At 58.5% G+C, this 24,890-nt stretch carries 24 protein-coding genes; 10 read left to right on the top strand and 14 right to left on the bottom strand.

Annotated features, from left to right (window positions below):
* Nucleotides 1–33 precede the first annotated feature (33 nt).
* The 8 genes from CRO50_RS19215 to CRO50_RS19175 all read right to left on the bottom strand — a co-directional run bounded on the left by CRO50_RS19215 (nt 34) and on the right by CRO50_RS19175 (nt 11,356).
* On the bottom strand, nt 34–516 hold the full coding sequence (locus CRO50_RS19215) for a c-type cytochrome (protein ID WP_028095400.1): 483 nt from the start codon (nt 514–516) through the stop codon (nt 34–36).
* Nucleotides 517–637: 121 nt separating this feature from the next.
* The gene (locus CRO50_RS19210) at nt 638–2,998 is read right to left on the bottom strand and encodes a copper-transporting P-type ATPase (RefSeq protein WP_009573624.1); all 2,361 of its coding nucleotides are present in this window, start codon (nt 2,996–2,998) and stop codon (nt 638–640) included.
* Nucleotides 2,999–3,063: 65 nt separating this feature from the next.
* A complete protein-coding gene (locus CRO50_RS19205) occupies nt 3,064–3,954 on the bottom strand; it encodes a ribose-phosphate diphosphokinase (RefSeq protein ID WP_009573625.1) in 891 nt (296 codons plus the stop codon).
* Complete coding sequence (locus CRO50_RS19200) at nt 3,954–5,468, bottom strand: thymidine phosphorylase family protein (protein WP_009573626.1); 1,515 nt, start codon at nt 5,466–5,468, stop codon at nt 3,954–3,956. The genes CRO50_RS19205 and CRO50_RS19200 overlap by 1 nt, the downstream gene beginning before the upstream one ends.
* The gene (locus CRO50_RS19195; protein ID WP_009573627.1) at nt 5,465–6,850 is read right to left on the bottom strand and encodes an MBL fold metallo-hydrolase RNA specificity domain-containing protein; all 1,386 of its coding nucleotides are present in this window, start codon (nt 6,848–6,850) and stop codon (nt 5,465–5,467) included. Before CRO50_RS19195 ends, CRO50_RS19200 begins: the two co-directional genes overlap by 4 nt.
* A gap of 33 nt (nt 6,851–6,883) precedes the next feature.
* Entirely contained in the window at nt 6,884–8,065 is a 1,182-nt protein-coding gene (locus CRO50_RS19190) for a YncE family protein (protein WP_229861855.1), read from the bottom strand.
* A gap of 562 nt (nt 8,066–8,627) precedes the next feature.
* On the bottom strand, nt 8,628–10,808 hold the full coding sequence (locus tag CRO50_RS19180) for a protein-disulfide reductase DsbD family protein (RefSeq protein ID WP_097147518.1): 2,181 nt from the start codon (nt 10,806–10,808) through the stop codon (nt 8,628–8,630).
* Nucleotides 10,809–11,059: 251 nt separating this feature from the next.
* On the bottom strand, nt 11,060–11,356 hold the full coding sequence (locus tag CRO50_RS19175) for a DUF2933 domain-containing protein (RefSeq protein ID WP_009573635.1): 297 nt from the start codon (nt 11,354–11,356) through the stop codon (nt 11,060–11,062).
* 163 nt (nt 11,357–11,519) lie between these two features.
* Between CRO50_RS19175 and CRO50_RS19170 the strand changes: the two genes are divergently transcribed.
* The 8 genes from CRO50_RS19170 (at nt 11,520) to CRO50_RS19135 (ending at nt 17,614) form a co-directional block, all read left to right on the top strand.
* The gene (locus CRO50_RS19170) at nt 11,520–12,083 is read left to right on the top strand and encodes a L,D-transpeptidase (RefSeq protein WP_097147517.1); all 564 of its coding nucleotides are present in this window, start codon (nt 11,520–11,522) and stop codon (nt 12,081–12,083) included.
* 29 nt (nt 12,084–12,112) lie between these two features.
* Entirely contained in the window at nt 12,113–12,577 is a 465-nt protein-coding gene (locus tag CRO50_RS19165) for a c-type cytochrome (RefSeq protein ID WP_009573637.1), read from the top strand.
* A gap of 426 nt (nt 12,578–13,003) precedes the next feature.
* A complete protein-coding gene (locus CRO50_RS19160) occupies nt 13,004–13,576 on the top strand; it encodes a c-type cytochrome (RefSeq protein WP_009573638.1) in 573 nt (190 codons plus the stop codon).
* 11 nt (nt 13,577–13,587) lie between these two features.
* A complete protein-coding gene (locus CRO50_RS19155; RefSeq protein WP_009573639.1) occupies nt 13,588–14,523 on the top strand; it encodes a c-type cytochrome in 936 nt (311 codons plus the stop codon).
* A 56-nt stretch (nt 14,524–14,579) separates the two neighbouring features.
* The gene (locus CRO50_RS19150) at nt 14,580–15,974 is read left to right on the top strand and encodes a multicopper oxidase family protein (protein WP_028095398.1); all 1,395 of its coding nucleotides are present in this window, start codon (nt 14,580–14,582) and stop codon (nt 15,972–15,974) included.
* Nucleotides 15,971–16,441, top strand: coding sequence for a c-type cytochrome (locus CRO50_RS19145; protein ID WP_009573641.1), 471 nt, complete (start codon nt 15,971–15,973; stop codon nt 16,439–16,441). The genes CRO50_RS19150 and CRO50_RS19145 overlap by 4 nt, the downstream gene beginning before the upstream one ends.
* 5 nt (nt 16,442–16,446) lie before the next feature.
* Complete coding sequence (locus tag CRO50_RS19140) at nt 16,447–17,175, top strand: DsbA family protein (RefSeq protein WP_028095397.1); 729 nt, start codon at nt 16,447–16,449, stop codon at nt 17,173–17,175.
* Nucleotides 17,176–17,293: 118 nt separating this feature from the next.
* Nucleotides 17,294–17,614, top strand: a complete 321-nt coding sequence (locus CRO50_RS19135) for a YnfA family protein (protein WP_009573643.1) — start codon at nt 17,294–17,296, stop codon at nt 17,612–17,614.
* A gap of 88 nt (nt 17,615–17,702) precedes the next feature.
* On the opposite strand, the gene CRO50_RS19130 is transcribed toward CRO50_RS19135, so the two are convergent.
* Nucleotides 17,703–17,900 carry a heavy-metal-associated domain-containing protein gene (locus tag CRO50_RS19130; RefSeq protein WP_009573644.1) on the bottom strand — a complete coding sequence of 66 codons (198 nt, stop codon included), beginning with the start codon at nt 17,898–17,900 and terminating at the stop codon, nt 17,703–17,705.
* A gap of 174 nt (nt 17,901–18,074) precedes the next feature.
* Between CRO50_RS19130 and CRO50_RS19125 the strand changes: the two genes are divergently transcribed.
* Both CRO50_RS19125 and cueR read left to right on the top strand, forming a co-directional pair.
* Nucleotides 18,075–20,579, top strand: a complete 2,505-nt coding sequence (locus tag CRO50_RS19125) for a heavy metal translocating P-type ATPase (protein WP_038068303.1) — start codon at nt 18,075–18,077, stop codon at nt 20,577–20,579.
* A gap of 12 nt (nt 20,580–20,591) precedes the next feature.
* Nucleotides 20,592–20,996: a Cu(I)-responsive transcriptional regulator gene (gene cueR / locus CRO50_RS19120; RefSeq protein WP_038068304.1), complete on the top strand. Its 405-nt coding sequence runs from the start codon at nt 20,592–20,594 to the stop codon at nt 20,994–20,996.
* Nucleotides 20,997–21,051: 55 nt separating this feature from the next.
* Here the strand turns inward: cueR and CRO50_RS20420 are convergent, their stop codons facing one another.
* The 5 genes from CRO50_RS20420 to CRO50_RS20025 are packed head-to-tail and all read right to left on the bottom strand — an operon-like array spanning nt 21,052 to nt 24,842.
* On the bottom strand, nt 21,052–21,339 hold the full coding sequence (locus CRO50_RS20420; protein ID WP_009574142.1) for a copper-binding protein: 288 nt from the start codon (nt 21,337–21,339) through the stop codon (nt 21,052–21,054).
* A gap of 23 nt (nt 21,340–21,362) precedes the next feature.
* On the bottom strand, nt 21,363–21,839 hold the full coding sequence (locus tag CRO50_RS20415) for a cupredoxin domain-containing protein (RefSeq protein WP_009574143.1): 477 nt from the start codon (nt 21,837–21,839) through the stop codon (nt 21,363–21,365).
* A gap of 26 nt (nt 21,840–21,865) precedes the next feature.
* Entirely contained in the window at nt 21,866–23,233 is a 1,368-nt protein-coding gene (locus CRO50_RS19105) for a multicopper oxidase family protein (protein ID WP_038147513.1), read from the bottom strand.
* Nucleotides 23,230–24,630 (bottom strand): TolC family protein, encoded by a 1,401-nt coding sequence (locus tag CRO50_RS19100; protein WP_009574145.1) that lies wholly within the window; start codon nt 24,628–24,630, stop codon nt 23,230–23,232. Before CRO50_RS19100 ends, CRO50_RS19105 begins: the two co-directional genes overlap by 4 nt.
* Entirely contained in the window at nt 24,627–24,842 is a 216-nt protein-coding gene (locus CRO50_RS20025; protein ID WP_009574146.1) for a hypothetical protein, read from the bottom strand. Before CRO50_RS20025 ends, CRO50_RS19100 begins: the two co-directional genes overlap by 4 nt.
* Nucleotides 24,843–24,890 lie beyond the last annotated feature (48 nt).

Below are 24,890 nucleotides of genomic sequence, written 5' to 3'. Positions count from 1 at the left end.
TTGCCTTATTCTACTGCGATATCCCCTGACGCTTCAGTCGTGATCCTCCTCACCCATTTGGTGCATCATTTCTTCAATCTTTTCGGGGATGTCGCCGGCAGAGAATGCCTTCTGTTCTTCGGAATCGTGAACGAACGCGATGATATCGGCAAGCTCCTGACCTGTGAATTCAATTTGCCCGCCGAGCTCATCCTCTTGGGCAGCGACCATCGCCGGCGCGCCGCGCCACATTCGGGCGGCAAATTCAAACGGGTTCATTGGCAGGTCCATATACGCTGCATCAAGGGCGGGGGCATCCTCGCCTCCGACCCCGTTGATAGAATGACAAACGACACAGCCTTTCGAGGCGAACAGCGCACGCCCCTTGGCTGCATCCATGTTTGGCAGGAACAGTCCGGAGCTCATCATCTGACTCATCGCCCCATTATCTGTCATATGCCCGCTGTCTTGGGCGCCGACTGGCAGCCCCCACACCACAGCAATGGCTAAGATCATCTGTCTGGAAATGTAGGTCATTTTGGTCTCCTTGGTTTGCAGGTGATTGTCTGAACGCTGTTGCCCCTTCTCCGGCGATGGATTGTACCCAATACTGTTTATTGAACGGTCTGATGGACCTCGCGATCGTTCTTGTTTCCCCTCAAATCTGCGCGCGCCGTAGCCGAAGGGAGTTTAGGACGACCGAGATTGAGGAAGCGCTCATGGCAAAGGCCGCAAACATCGGACTGATCAAGATCCCGAGGAATGGGAACAAGATCCCCGCAGCGACGGGCACGCCCGCAGTGTTGTAGATCAGAGCAAAGAACAGGTTCTGGCGTATGTTCCGCATGGTCGCGCGGGCGAGTTTGCGCGCACGCACGATACCGTCGAGGTTCCCTTTGACGAGCGTGAACCCTGCGCTCTCAATGGCCACATCGGCGCCGGTGCCCATGGCAATCCCGACATCGGCCTGAGCCAGGGCAGGTGCATCGTTGACACCGTCGCCGGCCATGGCAACCTTGTGCCCCTTGGCCTGAAGTTCCTTGATGATCTTCGCTTTGTCTTCCGGCATCACATCGGCGCGGATCTCGTCGATGCCTAGACTGGACGCGACGGCCCTAGCGGTACGCTCATTGTCTCCCGTCGCCATGATAATACGGAACCCAAGTGCGTGCAGTTCCTTCAGGGCGGCCGGTGTGGTCGCCTTTACCGGGTCTGCGACGCTGACAAGACCGGCAACGTCATTCTCGACGACGACAAACATAACCGTTTCGCCATTATCCCGACGGGCATCCGCCTTGTCCCGAAGCTCTGCTGCATCAAGTCCGAGGTCAGTCAGGAGTTTCACGTTGCCGAGCGCCACTACCCGCCCGTCCACCGTGCCTTTGACGCCCTTGCCGGTGACCGCCTCGAAGGCGTCGGCTTTTGCCAGGTCGACGCCACGCTCTTCAGCACCGCGTACGATGGCTTCCGCGAGAGGATGCTCGGAGCCGCGTTCCAGCGATGCGGCAAGCCGAAGCACTTCTACCTCATCGTGACCCGGTTCAGGGTAGACGCCGACAAGTTTCGGCTTGCCTTCCGTCAGCGTGCCGGTCTTGTCGACGATCAGGGTATCGACCTTCTCGAACCGTTCCAGTGCCTCTGCATTCCTGATCAGGACACCCGCCTGCGCGCCGCGCCCCGTCGCCGTCATGATAGACATCGGTGTCGCAAGGCCGAGGGCACAGGGACAAGCGATGATGAGAACGGCAACGGCCGCAATAAGAGCATAGGAAAGGGCCGGGACCGGGCCCCAAATGGCCCAGCCAATGAAGGCCAGCACGGCGATGCCAATAACTGCAGGCACGAAATATCCGGAGACCTTGTCGGCGTATTTCTGGATCGGCGCGCGAGACCGCTGCGCATTGGCCACCATCTCGACGATTTGGCTCAGCATCGTGTCGGCGCCGACGCGCGTCGCCTCCATGATCAGGCTGCCGGTTCCGTTGATCGTGGCGCCCGTTACAGGGTCTCCTCCGACCTTTTCTACCGGTACCGGCTCGCCCGTGATCATGCTTTCGTCAACTGAGGACCTGCCTTCGACGACCATACCATCGACCGGCACCTTGTCACCGGGTCGCACACGTAGTCGGTCGCCGACCTGGACCTGTTCCAATGGAACCTCTTCCTCGCTTCCGTCGTCGCGGATAATACGTGCCGTCTTGGCGGCCATATCCAGAAGAGCACGGATCGCCTTGCCAGTGCCTTCGCGAGCGCGCAGCTCCATCACCTGTCCCACAAGGACCAGCGTGACGATCACAGCCGCCGCCTCGAAATAGACGCCGACATGCCCTTCGGCATCCCGGAACCCATCGGGGAATATGCCCGGTGCCAGGACGGCGATGATGCTGAACAGCCATGCGGCGCTTACACCCATGGCAATGAGACTGAACATATTGAGGTTCCTTGTCCGGAACGAGTTCCAGCCACGAACAAGGAAAGGCCAGCCGGACCAAAAGACAACGGGTGTCCCGAGCGCGAGTTCGACCCAGAGGGTGACGCGTTCACCGAATATCTCGCGCACCCCGCTCAGGCCAAGATAGGGGCCCATGGTCAGCACAAGGAGCGGTACGGTCAAAATGGCCCCCACCCAGAAACGACGGCTGAAGTCCACAAGCTCCGGGTTCGGGCCTTCCGCTTCCATGGCGGCCGATTCCAGTTCCAGCCCCATACCGCAGATCGGACAAGACCCGGGATGCGTCTGGCGCACCTGAGGGTGCATCGGACAGGTATAAACCGGGCCAGTGTAGTCGTTGGGAACCGAGTCCAAGTGGTTTGGCTCCACCGCGTCGCCCGTGTGCTGATGATGGGCGTGGTGTTGCGAGGGCTCGCCCTCCGGCACCAGATGCATCTGGCATTTCGGGCAATCTCCCGGTTCGGCGCGGCGTACCTCGGGGTGCATCGGGCAAGTGAAGACCGTGCCCGCGTAGCCAGAAGGAACTTGATCGTCAGATCCGTTGGCATGTTCGTGATGGTTGTTCATTCGGGGATCCTTTCCCGTATTTCTAGCTCATTGCCTCAAACCTAATTCTTCCAGTAACTGGAAGGTCAAGTGGCGCATTGAGCAACTTTCATTTCTGTCGCTAACAGCTCGCCGACGCAGACTGCGTTCGTTGAGTGTGGAATCGTATCGGTACTGACGATCCGCGCGGCACCGGCATGGCGGATTGCTTCCTCTGCGCCGTGTGCGAAAACCGCGTGGATAATTACGCAAGTCGCAGGTCGGGCACCGGCCTGCTCGAGTTGTTCGAGCGTTCGGATCAGCGTGTGTCCGGACGAGGCGATATCATCGAGGATCACGGGTGTCCCCTGTCGGAAAACGGCGCTGCCCGGCAGGCTGATCTCGACCTGCCGATCCCCGGAGCGATGTTTTGTCAGCACTTCGTAGGGGCGTCCGGCGAGCCTGGCGACTTCAGCCACCCATTGCTGGCTTTCGCTGTCAGGCCCAAGGAGCACGGCCTCTGGAACGTTCGCCGCAATCCAGTCGGCCAGCAGAGGGGCTGTGGCGACACGATATGCGGGAATGCGGAACAGCGCTGAAAGGCTCGGGTTGCGATGCAGATGGGGGTCAGCGGTCATCACCCAGTCGAAACATTCATCAAGAAATCCCGCGAAGATCGGGGCGCTCACAGCTTCGCGTGGATGAAACCGCTTGTCCTGGCGCATGTAGCCAAGATAGGGCGCGACCAGCCCCACACGCGCGGCCCCAAGTTCGCGCGCCGTCAGAGCTGCGAAACGCAGAGGCAACGCCAGCCGATCAGGATCGCGCAACGTGGCGAGGAAGGCGATTTCGCGTCCTGCAGGATCGCCGCCGAGCTTCACGAGGGTTTCACCATCGGGAAAATGGTGCAAGTCCACCGGCTGGATTTCGGCACCGGATGTCGCCGCCATTCTGCGCGCCAATGGCTCCATGCCGGGAAAGGGGGCGATAATGGTCATCAGTTTGCCTCCTCAATTGTGCAAAGTCCCAATTGCGCCTCGGCATAGGAGCGGGCGTATTCCAGTTCTCCCAGCGTTTCGGCGTGGATCTCGAACAGCGGCTTGCCAAATTCGATATGGTCACCGATCTGGACCAGAAGGCGCAGCCCTGCGAGCTGCTGCCGCGGTGCGCCGGCGAGTTTCGCTGTGCGCGCGATGCGGCGATTGTCAATCGCAATGAGGCGCCCCGCCGTGCGGGAGGTGATCACCGCATGATAACGCGCCTCACCGGGCTCAGTGAAACCGCCTTGTGCATCGCAAATCGCAATGAACTTCGCCTCGGCAGCGCCGCTGTCGAGCAGCTGTGCGGCCACCTTTCGCCCGCCCGCGCCGCCCGTCTCGGGGACAAGGTCCAGCAGCGCTCCAGCGATGTCGAGTGCACGGTCGCGCAGGTCGACAGGGAAGTTCTCGTTGCGGCGTAGCACGGCAAGGACATCTTGGGCTTCAAGTGCGGGTCCAATTCCGCGTCCGACAGGTGCAGTCCCGTCGCTTTGATGGATCGAGAGCGTCAGGCCGATGGCCTTGCCAACGGCGCGGAGCCGCTCTGCCAGCGCAGCGGCGGTTTCCGCCGAGCGGACCTTGGCCGTTGGTCCGACGGGCACATCGATCAGCACGCGCTTCGCACCGACCGCAGCCTTCTTCGACAAGACGCTCGCCACCAGCTGTCCGTCGCTGTCGAAATCGAGTGGCCGTTCAATCCGGATCAGAACATCGTCCGCAGGGCTGAGAGCGAGGTTGCCCCCCCAAACGATGCACCCGCCCTCAGCCTCGACGACGCGTCTCAACGCGGGGATGTCGAGCGAGACGGGAGCCATGACCTCCATCGTGTCGGCCGTGCCTGCGGGGGAAGTGATCGCGCGAGAAGAGGTCTTGGGGATCATCAGCCCCGCCGCCGCGATGATCGAAACGATGATCGGCGTGGTGCGGTTTCCTGGAAGCCCCCCGACGCAATGCTTGTCGTAGATCTCGGCGCCGCCCCAATCCAGCGTTTCGCCCGCCGCCTGCATGGATCGGGTCAGTGCGATGGTTTCCGCAATCGAAAGCCGGTCGCCCGCGCAGGCGGTGATGAAGGCTGCCAGATCGAGATCGGAGAGACGATGATCGAGGACGTCACGAATGATTGCGTCGAACCTTTGCTGCTCAAGGGTTTCTCCATAGACCTTGGCGCGGATCGCTGAGACGGAGTCCGGTGGCTCCGGGTGCGTAAAACTTGCCCGGTCCCCCGGTTGGGGCTTCAGGGCGGCCCAGGCTTCTTCCGACAAGGCGGCAGTGTCGTCGGGCAGCCAGTCGCCATTGGTCAACACGTTCAGCGTGGCAATCACCGACCTGTCGCCGAGCGTGACCTCGATCCGGGTCAGGGCTGCGAAGCCTTCGGCGCGGCAGACGTGGCAGTCTTCGCGCATGAAGACAACGGGTTGCCGGTAAGTGTCGATCCCCGCGCGGGACAGGGCGAGCGTATTGTCGATTTCTGTCATTTTGGATTGTCCAGCCGGATCGTTTCGAGGTGTTCGGGGGCGCGGGCAGGCCAGCCGAGTTCATGTTCGATCCGCCAGCGCAGCCGGTCCGAGGCAGAAGGTTCGCCGTGAGTCACATAGGTCATGCGCGGCGCGCGATCCGACGCGCGCATCCAGGCCAGCAACTCTTCGGCATCGGCATGTCCGGAAAAGGCTTCGAGCTGGATCACCTCTGCCCTGATCGGGAAATCTCGACCGAACATGCGCAGACTGTCCGCGCCAGCGGCCAGTGCCGCCCCGCGGGTACCGCCAGCCTGAAAGCCCGACAGCAGGATTGCGTTGCGCGGGTCGCCGCCGAAGCTGGCGAGGTGATGCAGGATCCGCCCGCCGGTCAACATGCCGCTCGCCGAAATGATGATCATCGGGCCATGCTGCGTGTTCAGCTTCTTCGACTCCTCGACCGAAGTGACCCGCTTGGCGATCTGGAACATCGCAAGGCAATCCTCCCAGGCAACGTGATGTTCTTCGTGATGGCCGTGGTAGATTTCGGTCGCGTCGATCGCCATTGGCGAGTTGAGATAAACCGGCACATATGGGATCTCGCCGCGGTTTTGCAGGCGTGCAATGTGATACATAAGCCCCTGCGCGCGCCCAACCGCGAATGAGGGGATGAGAACCGTACCGCCCCGCCCGAAAACACGTTTCAGGATTGGCAGAAGCTCTTCCTCCGCGTCGATGGCTGCGTGATGGCGATTGCCATAGGTGGATTCACAAACCAACACGTCCGCACCTGAGAACGGTTGTGGTGGTCGCATCAGTGCGTCGTTCTGTCGGCCGAGGTCGCCACTGAAGTGGATTGTCCTTCCTGGCAGTCTGATACGGATCTGCGCCGCACCGAGCAAATGGCCCGCCGGGATGAACTCTGCGGATATTCCGTCACCAACATCGACTGTGCTGTTGAAGGGAACTCTGTGCAAATGCTCAAGCGCCGCCTGAGCATCTTTCAACGTGTAGAGCGGCTTGGGGTTCTTGTGCTTGGAGTATCGGTGCCTTTTGGCAAAACGTGCCTCCTCTTCCTGGATATGGCCGCTGTCCGGCAGGATCAGGCCGCAGAGTTCCTCCGTCGCTTCGGTACACATCACCTTCCCTCGATACCCGCCGCGGATCAGCGCAGGCAGATAGCCTGAATGATCGAGATGCGCGTGCGTCAGAAGTACGGTGTCAATGGTGGTGGGGCGTACCGGAAACGCCTTGCGGTTGCGGTCCCGCAGCGATTTGAAGCCTTGAAACAAGCCACAATCAACTAGAATGCGGCGATCCCCGGTTTCAATCAGATAGCGCGATCCGGTTACTGTTCCGGCGGCTCCCAGAAAACGAAGTGTTGGGCGAGTGTCCTGTGCCATGATCCTGTGCCTTTCATTCCCATCGGCAGCCCTTCAGGGAAGCGCCACCATCTGATGTCCTTCTCCTTCGACAGAAACTGTTTCACGCGTTTGCAGTGAGCTGGTATCGATGAGCCAAACCACGGGCTCTGCACGGCTTGAGACATAAAGGATGTCGGAGCCTGGAATTACCGTCAGGTGGTAGGGTTCTGGTGCAAGCGTGGCTGTGCGCACTTCCCCGGTAGCGAGTGCAACTGAGGCGAGTTTGTCCTCTCCCCTACCCGCGACGAACAAAGTTGCCCCATCATTTGACAGCCCCAGTCCATGAATCTCGCCGCCAATTTCGAAGGTCCGCAGCTTTTCACCGGTACTCAAAGACAGTTCCAGAACCTGACCTGCGTCCGCGTCTGCGACAAAGAGTCGATCAGTTTCGGGCGAAACCGCCATATGTTCCGGGGTGTCACCTGCAATGAAGTTGCGACGAACGATACCCCGCGACAGATCTACTTCGCTGATCGTTCCGTTACCGGTGTTGGAGACGTAGACGAGATTTGGATCAGTTCCGAACGCTGCATAGTTCGGCATCGATCCAGTCGGGACAAATGCCGTCATGCCGAAAGTCGCCAAGTCAATCACCGATATTCCGTCACCTGCCGGATGGGTCGCAACGGCAAAGCGTCCATCAGGGGAAACTGCCGTATGATGTACGGCACCCGGCACCTCTATCCGGCGGAGGATATCGCCACTTTTTGCGTCCAGAATCGAGAGAAGACTGATCCCGGCATCCGGTGGCCCCATTGGCGCGGCCTTTGGTGCGTGGTGCGCGGCGTGATCGTCTGCAGACACGGTGGAGGGCTTTTCTAGCGACGCGACATCCTCGCGCGGGATCTCCGAATAGCTGCCGGCGACCAGATACGGCACGCCGGGTGCGCCTGCGAGACCGTGGACCGCCTCGACATCATTGATCCGACGCAGGACTTTTCCAGTCTCCGCCTGAACCATCAGGACTGAATTGGCGCTGCCCTCTGGAATGAAGACCGTAGGCGGAGCGGCCAAAGCTGGTGCTGACACGAACAAAGTGGCGAGCGTATAGGCGATGCGGGACGACATGTTCATTTTTGGAACCTTTATCTGGTCGAGATCATGCGGTGGCCGTGGCGAGGGCAGAAAACCGGCGGATCCACGGTTGATAGGAGCGAATGAAGTGAGGAGCGCGGTCAGGTAGAATCCGGACATCCAGACTACGAGCCTGTCGAAAAACCTAAGCGTCACGATTGGCGTAAAAGCCGAAAGGGAGGCGCTTCGCTACCTCGCTGACTGGAATGCTCAGAAGAGAATGGGGACGTGTATGAATTCGTCATCGGCGAAAGACGCCGATTGCCGCCACGACATTACCATTCGCGTGCTACGGTTCGAAACTACTGCGCTGACAAGCCCGTTAGGGATCAGAGCAGCGGCGCAACCGGGATGAATTCCGCAATCCGCGTCCAGAATAACGTGGACGGAGGAATTTGCGTCGGTGACCTGAACAATCTGCGTCTCTAACCCGGCAGGCTCGCCCTCATGCGCATGCAAACCATCGGCAATGAGACCGAAAAACAAGGCTCCGATCAATATCAGGACGAAGCTGACGCGAATACGCGACACTCTTCTGACATCGATATGTGGCCTTGATCGCATGATTTGAGTCCTTCCTAGGTGATTATAACACGCTATCCAGATGGTGTGGTTGATCTAAATCAGGGCGTTAAATGCTGCCTGACTCGGCGTCCTTGATGCGCAGCTTAGGCGAAATTACTCAGTCGGCACTTTGCTCCAAAGTGTTTCCAAATCTGGAAACCTTCACATCGTCCTCGATGAGCGTTGCTTGAGCGGCCCCCGGACGCGCCGCGTGCAGAGCAGCAAGAACATCCTGAGTCGACAATATTTCAGATAGGATAATTCCTTCGGGAGCAGACGGCCCATAAACCGCGTTGAATGGAATGCCGTAACGGTTGTTGGTCTCCAAAAAACGGGTGATCGCGTCATCTGGGCGGGTCCAGTCGGCCAGCATCGGCGTGACACCAGAGCTGTTCAATGCCGAAAGAACCGGGTCGCGTTCAAGAACGAGCGCCTTGTTGGCTTTGCAGGTCAAACACCAATCGGCGGTTACATCGACAAAAACGACCTCTCCGCGTGATACTCGACGGGCAATATCGCCGCGGTCAAATGTGACCCAGGCAATTTTTCCTGCTTGGGCATCGGGTGCGGCGGGTGTTGCCAAGAATGGCGCGGCCGCGACCGCGAGTGCCGCCAGCGCCAGCCCAAAGGGCCAGCGAAGAGATCTTGGCACCCAGGGCGATGCCGCTATGAAGAGCATAACCGCACCGAGAGATGCAACTGTTAGGGCCGCGCGCGATCCAGCAACGCCGAGCAGGACATAGAACAGCCATGCCGCGGTACCCATCAGGAGGATGCCAAGGCCGGCTTTCAAGGCGATCATCCAGCGGCCGGGCTTGGGCACGAACCGAACAACGTTCGGCACGATGGCCACCAACAGATATGGGCTGGCCAGACCTAACCCGAGAAAGGTGAAAACGACAGCGATGTCTATCACCCGCCCCGCAAGTGCGAATGCGATAGCTGTTCCAAGAAACGGCGCGGAGCAGGGAGTAGCCATGACCGCCCCGAAAAATCCGGTGGCAAAATCCGCTCCATACCCGGCCGTACCTCCTGCTTTCATCAACCGCGTTGTCAGGGCGGCAGGCAAAGAGAATTCGAACAGTCCAAACAGGTTTGCGGTGAACAGACCAAGGATCAGGAGCATCAGAACCAGGAACGTTGGGCTCTGGAACTGGAGCCCCCAACCGACGGCAACGCCAATCTTTTGCAATGCGAAGAGAACAGCCGCGAGTGCCCACATAAAGACCATGACTCCGGCGGCGGCGGCCAAGAAGCCTGCCCTGACTTGGGCATTGCCGCGTCCTTCGGATTTCAGGGCAGAAGATAACTTGATCGACAGAACAGGAAGCACGCAAGGCATGGCGTTCAGGATCAAGCCCCCAAGAAAAGCGATGATGGCGATCCAGATCACTTGATCAATGCCGGGGACCACCCGATCAATACTGAAAGGGGGAGTTGGGGCGGTTGTTGCCCGATCTGGCGTGACGGTGAGGGCGTGATCCGGCCCGTCCGTCACGGTTACCCGTGGCGGCGCGTCTGTATCTGCCATGTAGGCAAGAATTGGGAATTCAGCCCAAAGCGTTCGCCCGCTTGCCCCAAGGCGAATGTCGGGCTTCCCCAACGTGTTGCCATCACCAATTTCAGGAAAGACGTCCGGGGTTTTGAAGGCAGTCGTGGCAGCTATTTCTATCGATAGGCGGGTGAAATCATCGTTTATATGGGATGTGGCGGCGGTCACGCCTGCCGCTCCTCCTTCCGCCGGAACGCGTGCGAGAAATGCCCCGATACGATTAGCCGAGACTTGATCGATTGAGTTCCCCTGAGGCAACGAAAGTGCCAAGTCAAAATCCTGGGGGACACAAACTGCTGAGCAGGTCAAGAGCTTGACGTTTGCTCTGAGTTCGACAGGTTCCCCAGGATCCTTCAGGGTGATCTGAAGTGGAAAGACAACCTCATCATGATAGCCGAAGTTTTCGATGCCAAAGGCAGTGAACCGCTCGGGCGCAGGCCATAGGAAATCAACGCCCGCGACATTCGTCGACCCGCTCCAGTCGATCTGTGGCGGAATGCCAACCTCGCCAGGCGAACGCCAATAGGTTTTCCATCCGTCAGCAAGGTTCAGATCCAGACCGGCGGAGAGCGTTTGAGCTTCGGCGGAAACGGCATCCTCGGCGGAGATCAGCCGCGCTTCCACCGCAGTGACCTTGTGGGCGACTGATACCTCGGCCGTTGCAGCAAAGGGGATCAAGAGCCAGAACATTGCGGCAGCGAGGGTACCGCAGAAAGCAAGACGGATTGGCGAGCGCCAGATGGTCATCGCACTATCTCCAGGCTTTGAACTTGAGTGGCAACAAAGCCTGATCGGCCGTTTACACAATCCAACTGGCCCACACCGTTGGAGATAGGCCCTGCCAGACGACATCCATTGGGCAGCTCCAGCTCTGGTGACTTTGTCGACAAAGTTGGCGGCGGGTTTGTCGGGCACAGGACTGGTCCGCCGGAACAAGCGCTCACGAAAATCGCTCCCAAGAAGACAGTCGCCAGCCGCGCTCTTGTTCTCATTTCGACTTACCGCCGGACGGCGCTGTCGGTCATATCTTCAATCAGCACTGGCTGGGGGGCGGTCTTCTTGTGCTTGTCGCTTCCATGGCATGAACGCCCCATCATCTTGTGCATCACAAAATGGGCGCCAACGCAGAGCACCAGAGGCGCAAAGACGGTAGCGTTTGCCCAAAGGCCTGCGACGGTGCCTCCGCCAATCAGGAAAGCTGCGATGGGTAGAAGCATGACAGCACAGCAAGCCATCATGCCCCAGTGCATCAACTTTCCGTGGCGATTGCCACCTGACTCGCTATCCTCTTGCATGGAATCCACCTCTGATTTTGGTCAACGTATCCTGTTTAGCTTGATCTCCCGCTGGAAGGTCAAGGATACACTTCGATACAAATCTTGCGGCCTGTTGCGGTTGAGATTCAGCCCCATCTGAGCAATGCCTGTCTCGTCCAATTGAGTAACCAAGGACGAACAAATGGCAGAGAGACAGAGTTTGAACAGGCGGAGCCTGATTGCAATTTCAGGCGCATTCTTGATGACCCCCCACACTCTCCGGGCGGAAGAGGCTGGTTTGGTAAGACGCAATATCTCGTCGTTCGTTCTCCACAATTGGCGTGATCACTTTGACCGTCTCGGGAAGGGCATCATCATTTCGGATACTGTCACAAAGGTGCTCCAACACTGGACAGAAGATGAAGAGATGCGGATTTACCCGACCTCTGTTCCCTTGACTGATGAATTGACGAAGCGCGGGTATACAGAAGTTGTCGAGAAACGGGAAAATCCAGGTTGGGCGCCGACCCCTTCAATGCGTGAACGCAACCCGGAATGGCCAGCCTATGTGCCTGGAGGAGATCCCTCCAATCCTTTGGGAACGCGTGCGCTCTATCTGTCGTGGCAATACTACAGGATCCACGGAACTCAAGACACGCGGAAAATCGGGCGTAGATCATCAAACGGCTGCATCGGCCTTTACAACGAACATATAGAAGAGGTCTTCGACCGCACGCCGGTCGGGACGCAGGTTAAGTTGATCTGAACGGATCACATGCAGGAGAGTAAAACACTATGAATTTCTGGGGATGGTTCGTTGGCGGGTTCTTCGTGCTCGGCCTTGGAGCGGTCGGTTGGCAGGCGTTGCAGCCGGCCCCGGCGCAGACTGCTCAAGGACACTCAATGGTTCCGCCGGACACGAGCGGCATACCTCAGGGCGCGCCCATTGCCAATGTACTCCTTCCAGCTGAATTCTCTCCGCAAGCCCAAATGGGGCAACGCGCGTTCGAGGCAAAATGCGCCAGCTGTCATGGTGAAAATGCCGCAGGCCAGAATGGGGTCGCTCCTCCGCTTGTTCACAAAATCTACGAGCCGAACCACCATTCGGATGCCGCGTTCCTGAATGCGGCGCAAAACGGCGTCCAATCTCATCACTGGAATTTTGGCAATATGCCTCCCGTTGAAGGCCTCACCCAAGGTGATGTGAAGATGATTGCGGGATACGTGCGCGAACTGCAGCGCGCGAACGGGATCAACTGACTTTGGTCGCCAGGCTGAACATATTCCGTAGCGCGATCCAGATTCTCCTGTTGGTCTCGATCGCGTTATTTGTCGTCCTCCCGGCGGGATCTCTCGATGCAATTGGCCATGAAACGGTCGCTGCCAAAGTTTCCGAACGAAGTGCGCAAAAACATCAGACCTCTCATGAGGAAGATGCAGATAATCTTCTCCCCGGGCATTGCGATCCGGGGCCGGACTGCTCGAAAAATATGGTAATTGTCATTTTATCAGCTCCGAGAGCTTCGACCAACTTGTCGCAATTGCCTCGCGAACATCCAGATCAGAGCTTTTCTAACCGGAATGTCCTAAGGGACACCCCGCCTCCCAAACACCTATCCTGACCTAGGGGCAACCACGCCTCATCAAATTAAATCTATCAAGCATGGAAATACAGGATACGGAACGATGAAAAGCAAACTGATGATCGGCCTCTTGGCTGGAACGACAATGGCCGCAGCTGCATTTGCACATGGTGGCGCGGAAGGTGTCGTCAAAGAACGCATGGACGGCATGATGGCCATGGGGCAATCGGTCAAAGAACTGGCTCCGATGATGCGTGGTGAAATCACCTATGATGCTGAAGCTGTTCGTACGGGAGCACGCGTCTTTGTCGAACATAGCGAAGGCATGACCGAATTGTTTCCCGAAGGGTCTGCTGGGAAACCGTCCGAAGCAAAGTCCGAGATCTGGTCGGATTGGGAAGAATTCAGTGCGCTCGCAGAGCAGCTCAAGGTGGTTAGCGAAGGTCTTGCCGAGGCCGCCGACAACGGGCTTATGGCGTCAGGTGCGGGAATGGATGCAGGCTCCATGATGGGCACGCAATCCCCCGGAAGCATGATGGGAGCTTCGTCCATGATGGGAACTTCGTCAGGAAGCCCGATGATGGACTATGCCTCGATGCCCGCAGATGGGGCATTCAACATGGTGACCCAGACATGTTCGGCATGTCACGCGAAATTCCGCTACGAGGCGAAGTAAAGATGTGCCGGATGAAAAAACTGGTCTTTGCTGCAGGGGCGCTTTGCGCCCTTGTGGTCGGCGGCCTTGTGATCTGGCCGATTGGCAAGGTGCCCGCGTCGATCACGCAAACGGGTGATGTCCAGCGCGGCGCCTATTTGGCTCGCGTATCCGGGTGCATTTCATGCCACACCAATTCAGAGGCTGGCGGCGCCGCACTCGCAGGCGGCGCGGGGCTGGCGACAGATTTTGGCACGTTTTTTCCGCCCAATCTGACGACAGACAAAGAGAACGGCATCGGGGGGTGGACGGTTGAGCAGTTCGCCAAGGCGGTTCGCCAGGGCATTAGTCCTAGCGGAGAGCCGTATTATCCCGCTTTTTCCTATCCGTTCTATGCGGATTTCACGGATCAGGACATTGCCGACCTTTGGGCAGCTTTCCAGACCGTGCCACCAGTCGCCGAGGCAGCGCTTGAGCATGATGTCAAGTTTCCTTTCGATCAGAGATGGGGCCTGAAGCTATGGCGGGCGGCCTATCTCTACGATCCACCCACGGAACCCATTGACGAGAAAAACGCACAATGGAACCGCGGTCGCGAGCTGGTTCGAGGTGCAGCACATTGCGGTGCTTGCCACACGCCACGCAATATCGGAGGCGGGCGCCTGCTTGACGCGGTTTTTGCTGGAAATGAGGCATTGCCAGGGGGGAGCAAGGCGCCTTCGATCACGCCGAACTCTCTGGCGGAACGCGGCTGGACCGTTTCCAACCTCGCCTATGCGTTGCGTACTGGCGTGACGCCGTCAGGCGACGCTTTCGGCGGCAGCATGGTGGAGGTCGTGCAGGGCAATACGCGCTTTTTGTCCCCCGATGATCTGGAAGCGATGGCCGTGTACTTGCTTGATGGTGACGAACCTCGAGCCGACCGGGTCGCTCAGGGCGAGGGCGCCGCTGCTAATAAAGACATGTGACTGCAATAGAGACAATGTGTGAGCCAAAACTGGCTCGCACAACAAACGAGAACGAAATGACACACACCAGAAGAGCATTCATTCAATCGGGGTTGGCAATGAGTGCGTTGAGCTTCTTCCCCAAGGCCGGATCTGCAGCCACCCCTGAATTTCAGGTGATGACAGCGCAAAGTGGCGCCGTACAACTCGCCCCTCCGGACTACCCCAAGACGGAGATTTGGGGCTATGACGGAAAGTTTCCTGGCCCCGTGATCCGTGTTCGGCAGGGCGCGCGTCTTCAACGTCGGCTCGTCAACAAGTTGCCGCAGGCGACGTCCCTGCACTGGCATGGCGTGCGGATATCAAATGCGATGGACGGCGTGGCCGGGCTCACCCAAGATGCCATCCCCACAGGCGAAACCTTCGACTACGATTTTGCCGTTCCAGATGCAGGAACTTTTTGGTTTCACGCGCATAATCGCTCCGTCGAACAGGTCGCTCGTGGGCTCTACGGAGCGTTGATCGTCGAAGAACCGATAGCCCCGGATGTTGATCGCGATGAAGTCCTTATTCTTGACGATTGGCTCCTCAACCCGGAGACCGCACAACTCGACCCAGATTTTGAAGCCGTTCATGATCGTAGCCATGCAGGCCGACGTGGCAACTTTGTCGCCACCAACGGAAGCTTCAATTCTACGCTCAACGTGAGCCAGGGTGAGCGGATGCGGCTTCGGTTGATCAACGCGGCAAATGCCAGGATCTTTGTTTTGGGCCTGTCAGGTCTAAAGGGGTGGGTGATGGCGTTCGACGGAATGCCACTGGTGACGCCGAGTGAGATCAGCGAACCGATCATCCTTGGGCCGGGCCAACGAGCGGATTTGTTTGTCGACGTCATTGCGGATGAAGGGGAAAGTGCTCATCTGGTGCGGCTTGAAGACGGCCAGGGATTTGCCCAAACCGAGTTTCGCGTGACCGGCACTTTGGCCTCCGCTGTGCGGGATGTCCCCCAAGTTCTGCCACCGAACCCTAATATGGATGTGCCGGGACTGGAGCAGGCGAGACGCATCAGGCTCAACATGGAAGGCGGGGCAATGGGCAACCTTGACGCAGCCATACTTGAGGGTGAGCGAAAAACGTTCCGCCAACTGGTCGACGCGAACCAGTTCTGGGCTTTCAATGGTACCGTGGGCATGACCGAGAAGCCACTGGCTAGCCTGTCACGCGGTGAAACAGCGCGAGTGGAGATCTACAACGATACATCCTTCCCCCACGCCATGCATTTGCACGGGATGCATTTCCGGGAGGTGCTGGAGGGCGGTGAAGTTGGTCCCCTGCGGGATACCTTGCTGATGTTCGGTGGCGAGACTCGCGAGATCGCCTTCGTTGCCGACAATCCGGGAAAGTGGCTGTTTCACTGTCACATGCTCTCGCACGCGGCATCCGGCATGATGACGTGGCTGGAGGTCGCATGAGATCAGCTTACCTGGCGGTAATTTCATCCATTGGCCTGATTGGGCTAGGTGCAACCTGGTGGTTCAGCGGCAATGCCTCCCAGGGTTCTTCCCCGTTTGACGACGTCAATATCGAACTGGGGCAAGCTCTCTATTCTGAAAACTGTGCGTCCTGCCATGGCGCCAATCTCGAAGGGCAACCAGACTGGCGAAGCCCTGGTTCAGATGGCCGCCTGCCCGCGCCGCCGCATGATCGCAACGGTCATACCTGGCACCATAGTGACCAGATTTTGTTCTCCTACACCAAGCTCGGGGGGGCGGAACTGATGCGACAACAGGGCTCAGATTTCGACAGTGGCATGCCGGGCTTCGCCGGCAAACTCACAGATCAGGAAATTTGGAACATTCTCGGCTTCATTAAGTCGACCTGGCCAGAGCGAGAGCGCAATGCTCAGGCCGCACGCACAGCAGCAGAACAAGAGGGATAATGGACATGATTTTCAGAAATTTGATGCTCGTATCGTCATTTGCCTTACTTCCAATGGCAGTGCAGGCCGCAGACCTGGACGAAGCGCGGGTCAAGGAACTTGTATATGAGGCTATCCGCGAGAATCCGCAAATCATCATGGAAGCAGTCGAAATACTTCAACGTCAGGACGCCGAAGCCCAGGCACAAGCGCAGGCAACCGTCTTGCGCGATCAGCGACAATTGCTCGAGCAAGACCCGAATGCACCGGTTCTCGGCAATCCCGATGGGGATGTGACCGTTATCGAATTTTTCGATTACAACTGCCCATATTGTCGCCGCGCTATGCCGGAAGTTCTGGCACTGCTGGAGGCTGACCCCAATGTGCGTCTGGTCTATCGCGAATGGCCAATTCTCGGGGACGGATCCGTGTTTGCAACCAAAGCTGCACTCGCATCGCGGCTGCAAGGCAAGTATGAGGCATTCCACTGGGCCCTAATGGGTATGAACGGCCGGGCGGAAGAAGCAAGCGTTCTCAGGATAGCACAAGAGGTCGGTCTCGACATCGAACGCCTTCAAACTGACATGGAGCGCCCCGAAATTGAAGAGCATATCGCGACCTCGATGCGGTTGACGCAGTCGCTCGGCTTCAGTGGCACGCCTTCATTTGTGATCGGCGACAATCTGGTTCCAGGCTTCGTGGAAAGCGATAAGCTCACGGAACTGGTCGACAACGTGCGGGCGTCGGCAAACTAGCACTCTGCGGTGGGTTCTGACATCACGCCCGATGAGCAATGATGCAGGCGAATGAGTCGGAGCCCCTACAGACCAAAAGACCTAGGCACGGCCTACCACTGAAAGAGGCGGCGAGAAGATGACTTACCTTTGGTATCTTATTGCTGCCTTTGCCGAGATCGCTGGATGTTTTGCTTTCTGGGCATGGTTGCGGCTCGATCGTTCGCCGCTTTTGGTCGGGCCAGGTCTGGTAAGTTTGGCACTCTTCGCATGGCTTTTGACGCGCGCAGAAAGCGAAATGGCCGGTCGGGCATATGCAGCTTACGGGGGCGTCTACATAGCGGCGTCCATGATCTGGATGTGGCTAGTGGAGGGGAGCCGACCGGACCGCTGGGACATTGCAGGCATTCTTCTTTGCCTCCTAGGCAGTGCTCTCATCCTGTTGCCTTCGCGCTCATGATCTGCGGAACCTCAGAAAACCAGGCAAATCCGTCGCTAGAAATCGCTAGGTCATCGCACCCGTCACGACGGGTGCGATGACCCATAGATTAGGCAGTCACGGTATTTTCGTACCCAGCTTCACGAAGCAGGGCCGTCAGCCGTTCTGTTGACAGTGCACCTTCAACAGAAACCGTGCGGGCCGGAATGTCGCAAGATACGCTCGCATTTGCGTCAGCTGCCTTGATCGCCTTTTCGATCGTACTGGTGCAATGACCACAACTCATGTCGGGAACGTTGAATTTCATGTCGATGTCTCCTCTGTGACAGCTTGTTCAGTGCAGATGGGGCTTCCAGTGGGGGGAAGGTCAAGGGTCTCCGTAGATTTTTAAAGCGAAGCCAGGAAAGTTCAAATTGGGTATTGACCTTCCAGTCACTGGAACTCCTATTTGGGGTGTCAAATGGGATTCCAGGAGACTGAAATGACAGATCAATCCAAAGTGACACTCTCGATTGAAGGAATGTCTTGCGCCTCATGCGTAGGGCGCGTGGATCGGGGCCTAGCCGCGTTGAGGGGAATATCCGATGTCTCGGTGAACCTCGCGAACGAGACTGCGCGTTTCAGCGTGGATGGTTCGTCCCACCTGCAAGATGCGGTCCAAGCCCTGAAAGATCTCGGGTATCCAGCGCGAACGGCATCCGTGACGCTGAACATCGCGTCCATGTCATGTGCTTCTTGTGTCGGGCGCGTCGATAAGGCACTTGCCTCGGTTCCCGGCGTGTTGGAGGTCAACGTTAATCTTGCGGCGGAAAATGCGCGCATCACATATCTTGAGGGCATGACCGACCCTGTGGCCCTCATCCGTGCATCCGAGCAAGCCGGATATCCAGCCAGCGTGGCCGAGGCCACGGCAACACAGGATCGCACTTCGCGAAAAGAAGAGGAAGCGCGCGGGTTGGCACGCCGGGTGGCACTGGCCGCAGCACTCGCTTTGCCGGTTTTCCTGATGGAAATGGGCGGGCACCTGATCCCGGCCGTGCATATGGCGATCAACAATACCATAGGACAGCAGGCCAGCTGGTTGATCCAGTTCATCCTCACAACGGCTGTGCTCATTGGGCCCGGCCGACAGTTCTATCTGAAAGGGTTTCCGGCCTTGCTGAAAGGTGCTCCAGACATGAACAGTCTGGTCGCCGTCGGCACAGGCGCAGCTTATCTTTATTCAGTTGTCGCAACGTTCTTCCCGTCGCTGATGCCCGAGGCCGTCCGCGCTGTCTACTTCGAGGCCGCCGCGGTCATCGTGGTCCTGATCCTGATCGGGCGCTGGCTCGAAGCGCGAGCGAAAGGGCGAACAGGGGCTGCAATCGAGAAGCTGCTCGGCCTACAGGCTCGTACGGCGCGTATTTTGCGTGACGGCGATGCGGTCGAGGTCGAGATCGATGCCTTGCGCACCGGAGATCTGATTGTTGTGCGCCCCGGAGAACGACTCGCCGTGGACGGTGAGGTTGTGGACGGCGAAAGCCATGTCGATGAAAGCATGATCACCGGGGAACCCGTGCCGGTCGGCAAGTCGGCTGGTGATCCTGTCACGGGCGGTACGGTCAATGGCGCGGGCAGTCTGACCTATAAAGCAACGCGTGTTGGTGCGGATACCACGTTGTCCCAAATCATCCGCATGGTCGAAGATGCGCAGGGCGCCAAGCTCCCCATTCAAGGGTTGGTGGATCGGATCACGCTTTGGTTCGTCCCCGCTGTGATGACCCTCGCCGCCTTGACGATCCTTGTCTGGCTAATATTCGGCCCTGATCCCGCCCTCACCTATGCGCTGGTCGCGGGTGTCTCAGTTCTCATCATTGCTTGTCCCTGCGCGATGGGACTGGCGACGCCGACGTCGATCATGGTCGGGACCGGTCGCGCTGCTGAAATGGGCGTGTTGTTCCGCAAGGGGGATGCTCTGCAAGCATTGGGGGACGTCAAGGTTGTCGCTCTGGACAAGACCGGCACCGTCACCGCCGGACGTCCCGCGCTGACCGACCTTGTGCTGGCGGAAGGAGCCGAGCGCTGCACCGTTCTTGCGGCAGTCGCATCGGTCGAAGCCAGATCAGAACACCCGATCGCCGAAGCTATCGTGCGCGGCGCGCAGGCGGAAAACATCAGACTGTCGGAACCGAGCGCGTTTACTTCGATTACAGGGTATGGCGTGCGCGCCATCGTTGACGGGGCCGAGGTTGTTGTCGGAGCTGACCGAATGATGCAGCGCGAAGGGATCGATCTTGGTGAACTCGCAGAGGCTGAAACTATGCTCGCACGGCAAGGTCGCACCGCACTCTTCGCCGCAATCAATGGCAAGGCGGTGGCTGCGATTGGCGTCGCCGATCCGGTCAAACCCTCGAGCCGAGCCGCGATTGCCGCACTGCACAGTCTGGGTTTGAAGGTGGCAATGATTACCGGCGACAAACGCGAAACGGCAGAAGCAATTGCCGAAGAGACTGGTATCGACCACGTGATCGCGGGGGTCTTGCCCGACGGCAAGGTGGCGGCACTGGAAAATCTGCGCCAGCAGGGCACATTGGCCTTTGTTGGCGATGGCATCAACGATGCACCCGCGCTCGCCCACGCGGATGTTGGCATCGCCATCGGCACTGGCACGGATGTGGCGATCGAAAGCGCAGATGTCGTATTGATGTCCGGTGATCTTCGCGGCGTTGTGAACGCTTTCGAGATCTCGCGACACACCATGCGAAACATCAAACAGAACCTTGGTTGGGCCTTTGGTTACAATGTGGCTTTGATACCCTTGGCCGCCGGAGCGCTTTATCCGAGTTTCGCCGTGCTGCTGTCACCGGTCGTCGCTGCCGGTGCGATGGCACTTAGCTCGGTCTTTGTCTTGACGAACGCCTTGCGGCTGCGGCGCGTAAGACCGGCGATGGACGAGCGCCAAGAGTCTGGGCGGGTGGAGGACTTCGCCCCCGTCCCGGCCGAGTGAGAGGAGGCAGAAATGAACATTGGTGATGTTGCCGAGCGGTCAGGAGTGCCGGCCAAGACCATTCGCTACTATGAGGATATCGGTCTAGTAACACCTTTGCGCGCTGCAAACGGGTATCGAAGCTTCAGAGAGATCGATTTTCATAAGCTGGCATTCATCGGACGAGCGCGAGCCTTGGGATTTACAATCGAAGACTGCCGTACGCTTTTGGCGCTCTATAACGATGACAATCGAGAAAGTGCGCAGGTAAAGGCCGTCGCAGAGGAGCACCTGCGCCAGATTGATGAAAAGATCTCTAAACTCATGTCGATGAAAGAAACTCTTTCGTCTCTCGTGCACCAGTGTGCTGGCGATCACCGACCGGATTGTCCAATTCTTGCGGATCTTTCTGTCGTAGACGACGCAACTTTCTCATGATCTCCGACGACGAATGAAATCGCGCGCCCTGCGAGACAGGGCGCGCGACCTGTAGTTACTGCACCAGCTCTGTAATAGTCAGCTTGCCATTCACACGGTCGGCAACGAAGTTGATCTGTGCGCCTTCACTCAGCCCTTCCAGCATCGCGGGATCGGCGAGAACGAAGACCATTTTCATTGCTGGCATGTCGAGGTTTTCCAGCGGGCCATGGTCGACAGTAATCTTGTTCCACTTGGCATCGATCTTGGTCACCGTGCCCGAGGACATGGCACTATCGCTAGCAGCAATTGCAGTTCCAGCGGTCATCAGAAGGGCAGCGGCGAGCGTCAAAAATTTGGTCATGATTGGTTTCCTTTGATTTGAGATCAGTTGACAGTAAGGGCGCCGTGCATGCCGCCTTCATAGTGGCCGGGCAGCAGGCAGGCGAATTCGAAGTTGCCGGCCTTGTTGAAAGTCCAAAGGATCTCCGCCTCTTCACCTGGTTCAAGGCGCACAGCGTTAGGGTCGTCATGTTCCATCTCAGGGAACTTGGCCATCAGCTCTTTGTGTTCAGCGTTTTGTGCCATCGAATCCATCACGAACTCGTGGGTTTCCTCACCCATGTTCGTGATGCGCAGGCGCACGGTTTCACCCTCAGAAAAAGTCATTTCCGAGGAGGGTTCGAAGACGAACGGTGCGTCCTTGTCGTAGTCCTCACGCATTATCACATCGATGGTTCGCGTGGGTTCATGGCCATGCATCGCAGGCATGCCGATGGCCATTTGACCGTTGCCGTGCCCGGCGTCCGCAATTGCGAGGGCGGGAATCAGGGCCAGCCCCAATGTCAAAAGTGCAGTTTTCATGAGCGTGTTTCTCCTGTGCTCTGGCATCAGCCCTGCCGCACGCCGCCGCGCGGCGTGATCACGGTTTTCGGACTGGTGTTGTATGCATGTTCGGGCAGCTCGCCCGTCCATTCGTAGGCCTGTGTTCCGGGCGGGTTGTCGTACCAGCCAGGATCGCTGTAATCGTCGCGGTCGATGCCCTCGCGAACCTTCACCACGCTAAACATGCCACCCATTTCCAATGGGCCATGCGGCCCCCATCCGGTCATCATCGGCACGGTGTTCTCGGGGATCTCCATCGACATCTCGCCCATATCCGCCATACCCGCCGTGCCCATCGGCATGTAGCCAGGCTGCTGGCGGCGGATCATTTGGGTCAGGCGGGACTTGTCGGCGCCAATAAATGTAGGGATGTCGTGGCCCATAGCATTCATGGTGTGGTGCGACTTGTGGCAGTGGATCGCCCAGTCACCTTCGTGAATCGCGTCGAACTCGTAGGCGCGCATGGCGCCTACAGGAATGTCGATCGAGACCTCGGGCCAACGGGCACTTTCCGGCACCCAGCCTCCGTCAGTACAGGTGACCTGAAAGTCATAGCCATGCATGTGAATTGGGTGGTTGGTCATCGTCAGGTTGCCACAACGCACACGGACACGGTCCCCCTTGTTGACCACCAGAGGATCGATGTCCGGGAAGATCCGGCTGTTCCAGGTCCACATGTTGAAATTGGTCATCTCGGCCACGCGCGGGATGTAGGTCCCCGGGTCGATGTCATAGGCCGCAAGGAGGAACGCGAAATCCCGGTCCACCGGCATGAACGCCGGGTCGCGCGGATGCACGATGAAGAGCCCCATCATGCCCATGGCCATCTGTACCATCTCGTCCGCATGCGGGTGGTACATGAAGGTGCCGGACTTGATGAGGTCGAACTCGTAGACGAAGGTCTTACCCGGCGGGATGCCGGGATGCGACAAACCACCAACTCCATCCATTCCCGATGGCAGGATCAGTCCGTGCCAATGCACGCTGGTATGTTCCGGAAGACGGTTGGTTACGTAAATACGCACCCGCTCGCCTTCGACCGCTTCGATTGTGGGTCCGGTGGATTGGCCATTGTAGCCCCAGAGCCGCGCAATCATCCCGTCCGCCATAATCCTTTCAACAGGCTCTGCAACGAGGTGGAACTCCTTTACATCTCCGTTCATGCGATACGGCAAAGACCATCCGTTCAGTGTTACAACGGGGTTGTAGTCGAACCGATCCGAAGGCCTTGGGGGAACTTGTGTATAGGGGCTGTCGGTAAAGGCGGCCTCGGGCAGATCGCGAAAGCGTGTTTGCGCGGCCCCGGCGTTCGCCAGCACAGCTCCAGCGCTCGCGGTCAATCCCGCGCCCAGTAATTGACGACGGTTCATCATTCTTCGCTACCTCCGGTCAGAGTAATTGCCCCGCCCCAAATCGCCGCGGTCGCGTCTGTTTCGGCAAGCCAGTAGTCACGTTTCGCTTCTGCGGCAGAGAGGCGCGAAGCGAGCCCCTCCTGGGCATCAGCGATCAATTCAAAGGTCGAGGTCAGCATGCCGTTGTAGGACAGCAGCGCTTCGTCATCGATCTGGCGTCGCAGAGGCAAAACAGAGTCGCGCCAATGCCGCGCGATGCTATGGCGACCGGTGATGGCCCTATAGGCCATGCGTGCGTCCGAACGCGCATCGACGGCCTGCTGGGCCAGCCTGTTCGCTGCCTGCAGATAGGCCATGCGGCCACGCTTCGACACCAGCGGACCGGTGTCGTAGAGCGGGATCTCGAAATCTAGAGCAAGCGCTGGATTGGCCTCGGTTTCTCCGGCTGCACGTTCCAGGTCGAAACCAGCCACCAACTGGACGTCCGAGACCATACGGGTTTGCCCGGTCAGACGGTAGTCCAGCGCGAGCGCCTCGAGTTCCAGCTTTCCAGATGCCAGGTCTACGCGGTTTGCCAGTGCCAGCTGTTCGATATTTCCTGCAACGCGCGGGCCACCAGGCAAGGCGGGCAGCGAGTCCGGCACGAATACAGTGGTGTCGCTACCCCAAAGCCCCATCAGCCGAAGCAGTTTTTCTTTGGCCAATTGCGCCTCCAATTGGGCGGCTGCACGTTCGGCGGCAAGCTCAGCAGTAAAGGCATGCTCCCTTGCTTGATCGGCCTTGCTCATCGCGCCGGTACGGCCCAGTTGCACAGCAAGTTCGGACGCTGCCTCGGCAGTGCCCTGAGTTTGAGCGATCAGTGCAGCGGCTTCGAAAGCGCCAACCGCCTCAATCCAGGCCCGGCGGGTTTCAACGGCCAAGTCTATCGTGTCGGCGAGCGCAGCAAGTTCGGATTGTCTGAAGCGAATCTCCGCAAGTTGGGTCCGCGGTGCGGATGTTGCCACGTCGAGCAGGGAGTTGATTAATGTTGCCTCAAGTGTGCGAGTGACATCGCCAGCCAACCCGGAGATTGACACACCGATCGAGGGCACCGGCCCCATAGCCACTTCCCATAAGTCAGTTGAGGACAGACCTAGCTCAGCGAAGCTGGCTTGAAGTGCGGGACTGCTTATCAGGGCAACCTGCACTGCGGTGTCGGCGCTGACGGTCTTACCATGCACCATGGCGTGAACCCTCTTGCGCGTTTCCTCAAGGTCCGCGGCAGACAGGTTCCAGATCGGTGTGGCCCCTAGAGCCTGGCGTGCACCCGTCTCGACACTGCCAAAGCCCGCGCGATCTGGTTTTGCACGCTCAAGAACGGCAGGACTGGCGCAGGCGGACACCAGCAACATGGACCCCATGAGAAGAGGCAGTTTCATTCGCCACCCTCCCGTTGTTCATCATTCAGCATCCGCCATTCGGCCGGTTCTCCGACCGAGTAGCCCGCGTAAGCAACAACAGGCCCGGGTTGCGCAGACGCGACCACAGGCGATGTAACCGCCGCCGTAAGCGCTGGCACGGTTTCAAGTTCAGGAAGCGCCGAGCAGGCGGCCCCGAACAGCGGCAAGGATGCCGCAAGCAGAATTTTCACTTAGATTTCCTCGAAATGTCAGATGCAGATGGTCGCAGTCAAACTGCG

The sequence above is a fragment of the Pseudooceanicola antarcticus genome (assembly GCF_900215355.1).
GTDB classification, from domain to species: domain Bacteria; phylum Pseudomonadota; class Alphaproteobacteria; order Rhodobacterales; family Rhodobacteraceae; genus Pseudooceanicola; species Pseudooceanicola antarcticus.
This window is presented reverse-complemented; position numbering and strand designations above follow the sequence as displayed.

Excerpts from the sequence above, each read along its gene's own strand:
- CRO50_RS19215 (WP_028095400.1), bottom strand. The coding sequence starts at position 516 with ATGACCTACATTTCCAGACAGATGATCTTAGCCATTGCTGTGGTGTGG.
- CRO50_RS19210 (WP_009573624.1), bottom strand. The coding sequence starts at position 2,998 with ATGAACAACCATCACGAACATGCCAACGGATCTGACGATCAAGTTCCT.
- CRO50_RS19205 (WP_009573625.1), bottom strand. The coding sequence starts at position 3,954 with ATGACCATTATCGCCCCCTTTCCCGGCATGGAGCCATTGGCGCGCAGA.
- CRO50_RS19200 (WP_009573626.1), bottom strand. The coding sequence starts at position 5,468 with ATGACAGAAATCGACAATACGCTCGCCCTGTCCCGCGCGGGGATCGAC.
- CRO50_RS19195 (WP_009573627.1), bottom strand. The coding sequence starts at position 6,850 with ATGGCACAGGACACTCGCCCAACACTTCGTTTTCTGGGAGCCGCCGGA.
- CRO50_RS19190 (WP_229861855.1), bottom strand. The coding sequence starts at position 8,065 with ATGTCCGGATTCTACCTGACCGCGCTCCTCACTTCATTCGCTCCTATC.
- CRO50_RS19180 (WP_097147518.1), bottom strand. The coding sequence starts at position 10,808 with ATGACCATCTGGCGCTCGCCAATCCGTCTTGCTTTCTGCGGTACCCTC.
- CRO50_RS19175 (WP_009573635.1), bottom strand. The coding sequence starts at position 11,356 with ATGCAAGAGGATAGCGAGTCAGGTGGCAATCGCCACGGAAAGTTGATG.
- CRO50_RS19170 (WP_097147517.1), top strand. The coding sequence starts at position 11,520 with ATGGCAGAGAGACAGAGTTTGAACAGGCGGAGCCTGATTGCAATTTCA.
- CRO50_RS19165 (WP_009573637.1), top strand. The coding sequence starts at position 12,113 with ATGAATTTCTGGGGATGGTTCGTTGGCGGGTTCTTCGTGCTCGGCCTT.
- CRO50_RS19160 (WP_009573638.1), top strand. The coding sequence starts at position 13,004 with ATGAAAAGCAAACTGATGATCGGCCTCTTGGCTGGAACGACAATGGCC.
- CRO50_RS19155 (WP_009573639.1), top strand. The coding sequence starts at position 13,588 with ATGAAAAAACTGGTCTTTGCTGCAGGGGCGCTTTGCGCCCTTGTGGTC.
- CRO50_RS19150 (WP_028095398.1), top strand. The coding sequence starts at position 14,580 with ATGACACACACCAGAAGAGCATTCATTCAATCGGGGTTGGCAATGAGT.
- CRO50_RS19145 (WP_009573641.1), top strand. The coding sequence starts at position 15,971 with ATGAGATCAGCTTACCTGGCGGTAATTTCATCCATTGGCCTGATTGGG.
- CRO50_RS19140 (WP_028095397.1), top strand. The coding sequence starts at position 16,447 with ATGATTTTCAGAAATTTGATGCTCGTATCGTCATTTGCCTTACTTCCA.
- CRO50_RS19135 (WP_009573643.1), top strand. The coding sequence starts at position 17,294 with ATGACTTACCTTTGGTATCTTATTGCTGCCTTTGCCGAGATCGCTGGA.
- CRO50_RS19130 (WP_009573644.1), bottom strand. The coding sequence starts at position 17,900 with ATGAAATTCAACGTTCCCGACATGAGTTGTGGTCATTGCACCAGTACG.
- CRO50_RS19125 (WP_038068303.1), top strand. The coding sequence starts at position 18,075 with ATGACAGATCAATCCAAAGTGACACTCTCGATTGAAGGAATGTCTTGC.
- cueR (WP_038068304.1), top strand. The coding sequence starts at position 20,592 with ATGAACATTGGTGATGTTGCCGAGCGGTCAGGAGTGCCGGCCAAGACC.
- CRO50_RS20420 (WP_009574142.1), bottom strand. The coding sequence starts at position 21,339 with ATGACCAAATTTTTGACGCTCGCCGCTGCCCTTCTGATGACCGCTGGA.
- CRO50_RS20415 (WP_009574143.1), bottom strand. The coding sequence starts at position 21,839 with ATGAAAACTGCACTTTTGACATTGGGGCTGGCCCTGATTCCCGCCCTC.
- CRO50_RS19105 (WP_038147513.1), bottom strand. The coding sequence starts at position 23,233 with ATGATGAACCGTCGTCAATTACTGGGCGCGGGATTGACCGCGAGCGCT.
- CRO50_RS19100 (WP_009574145.1), bottom strand. The coding sequence starts at position 24,630 with ATGAAACTGCCTCTTCTCATGGGGTCCATGTTGCTGGTGTCCGCCTGC.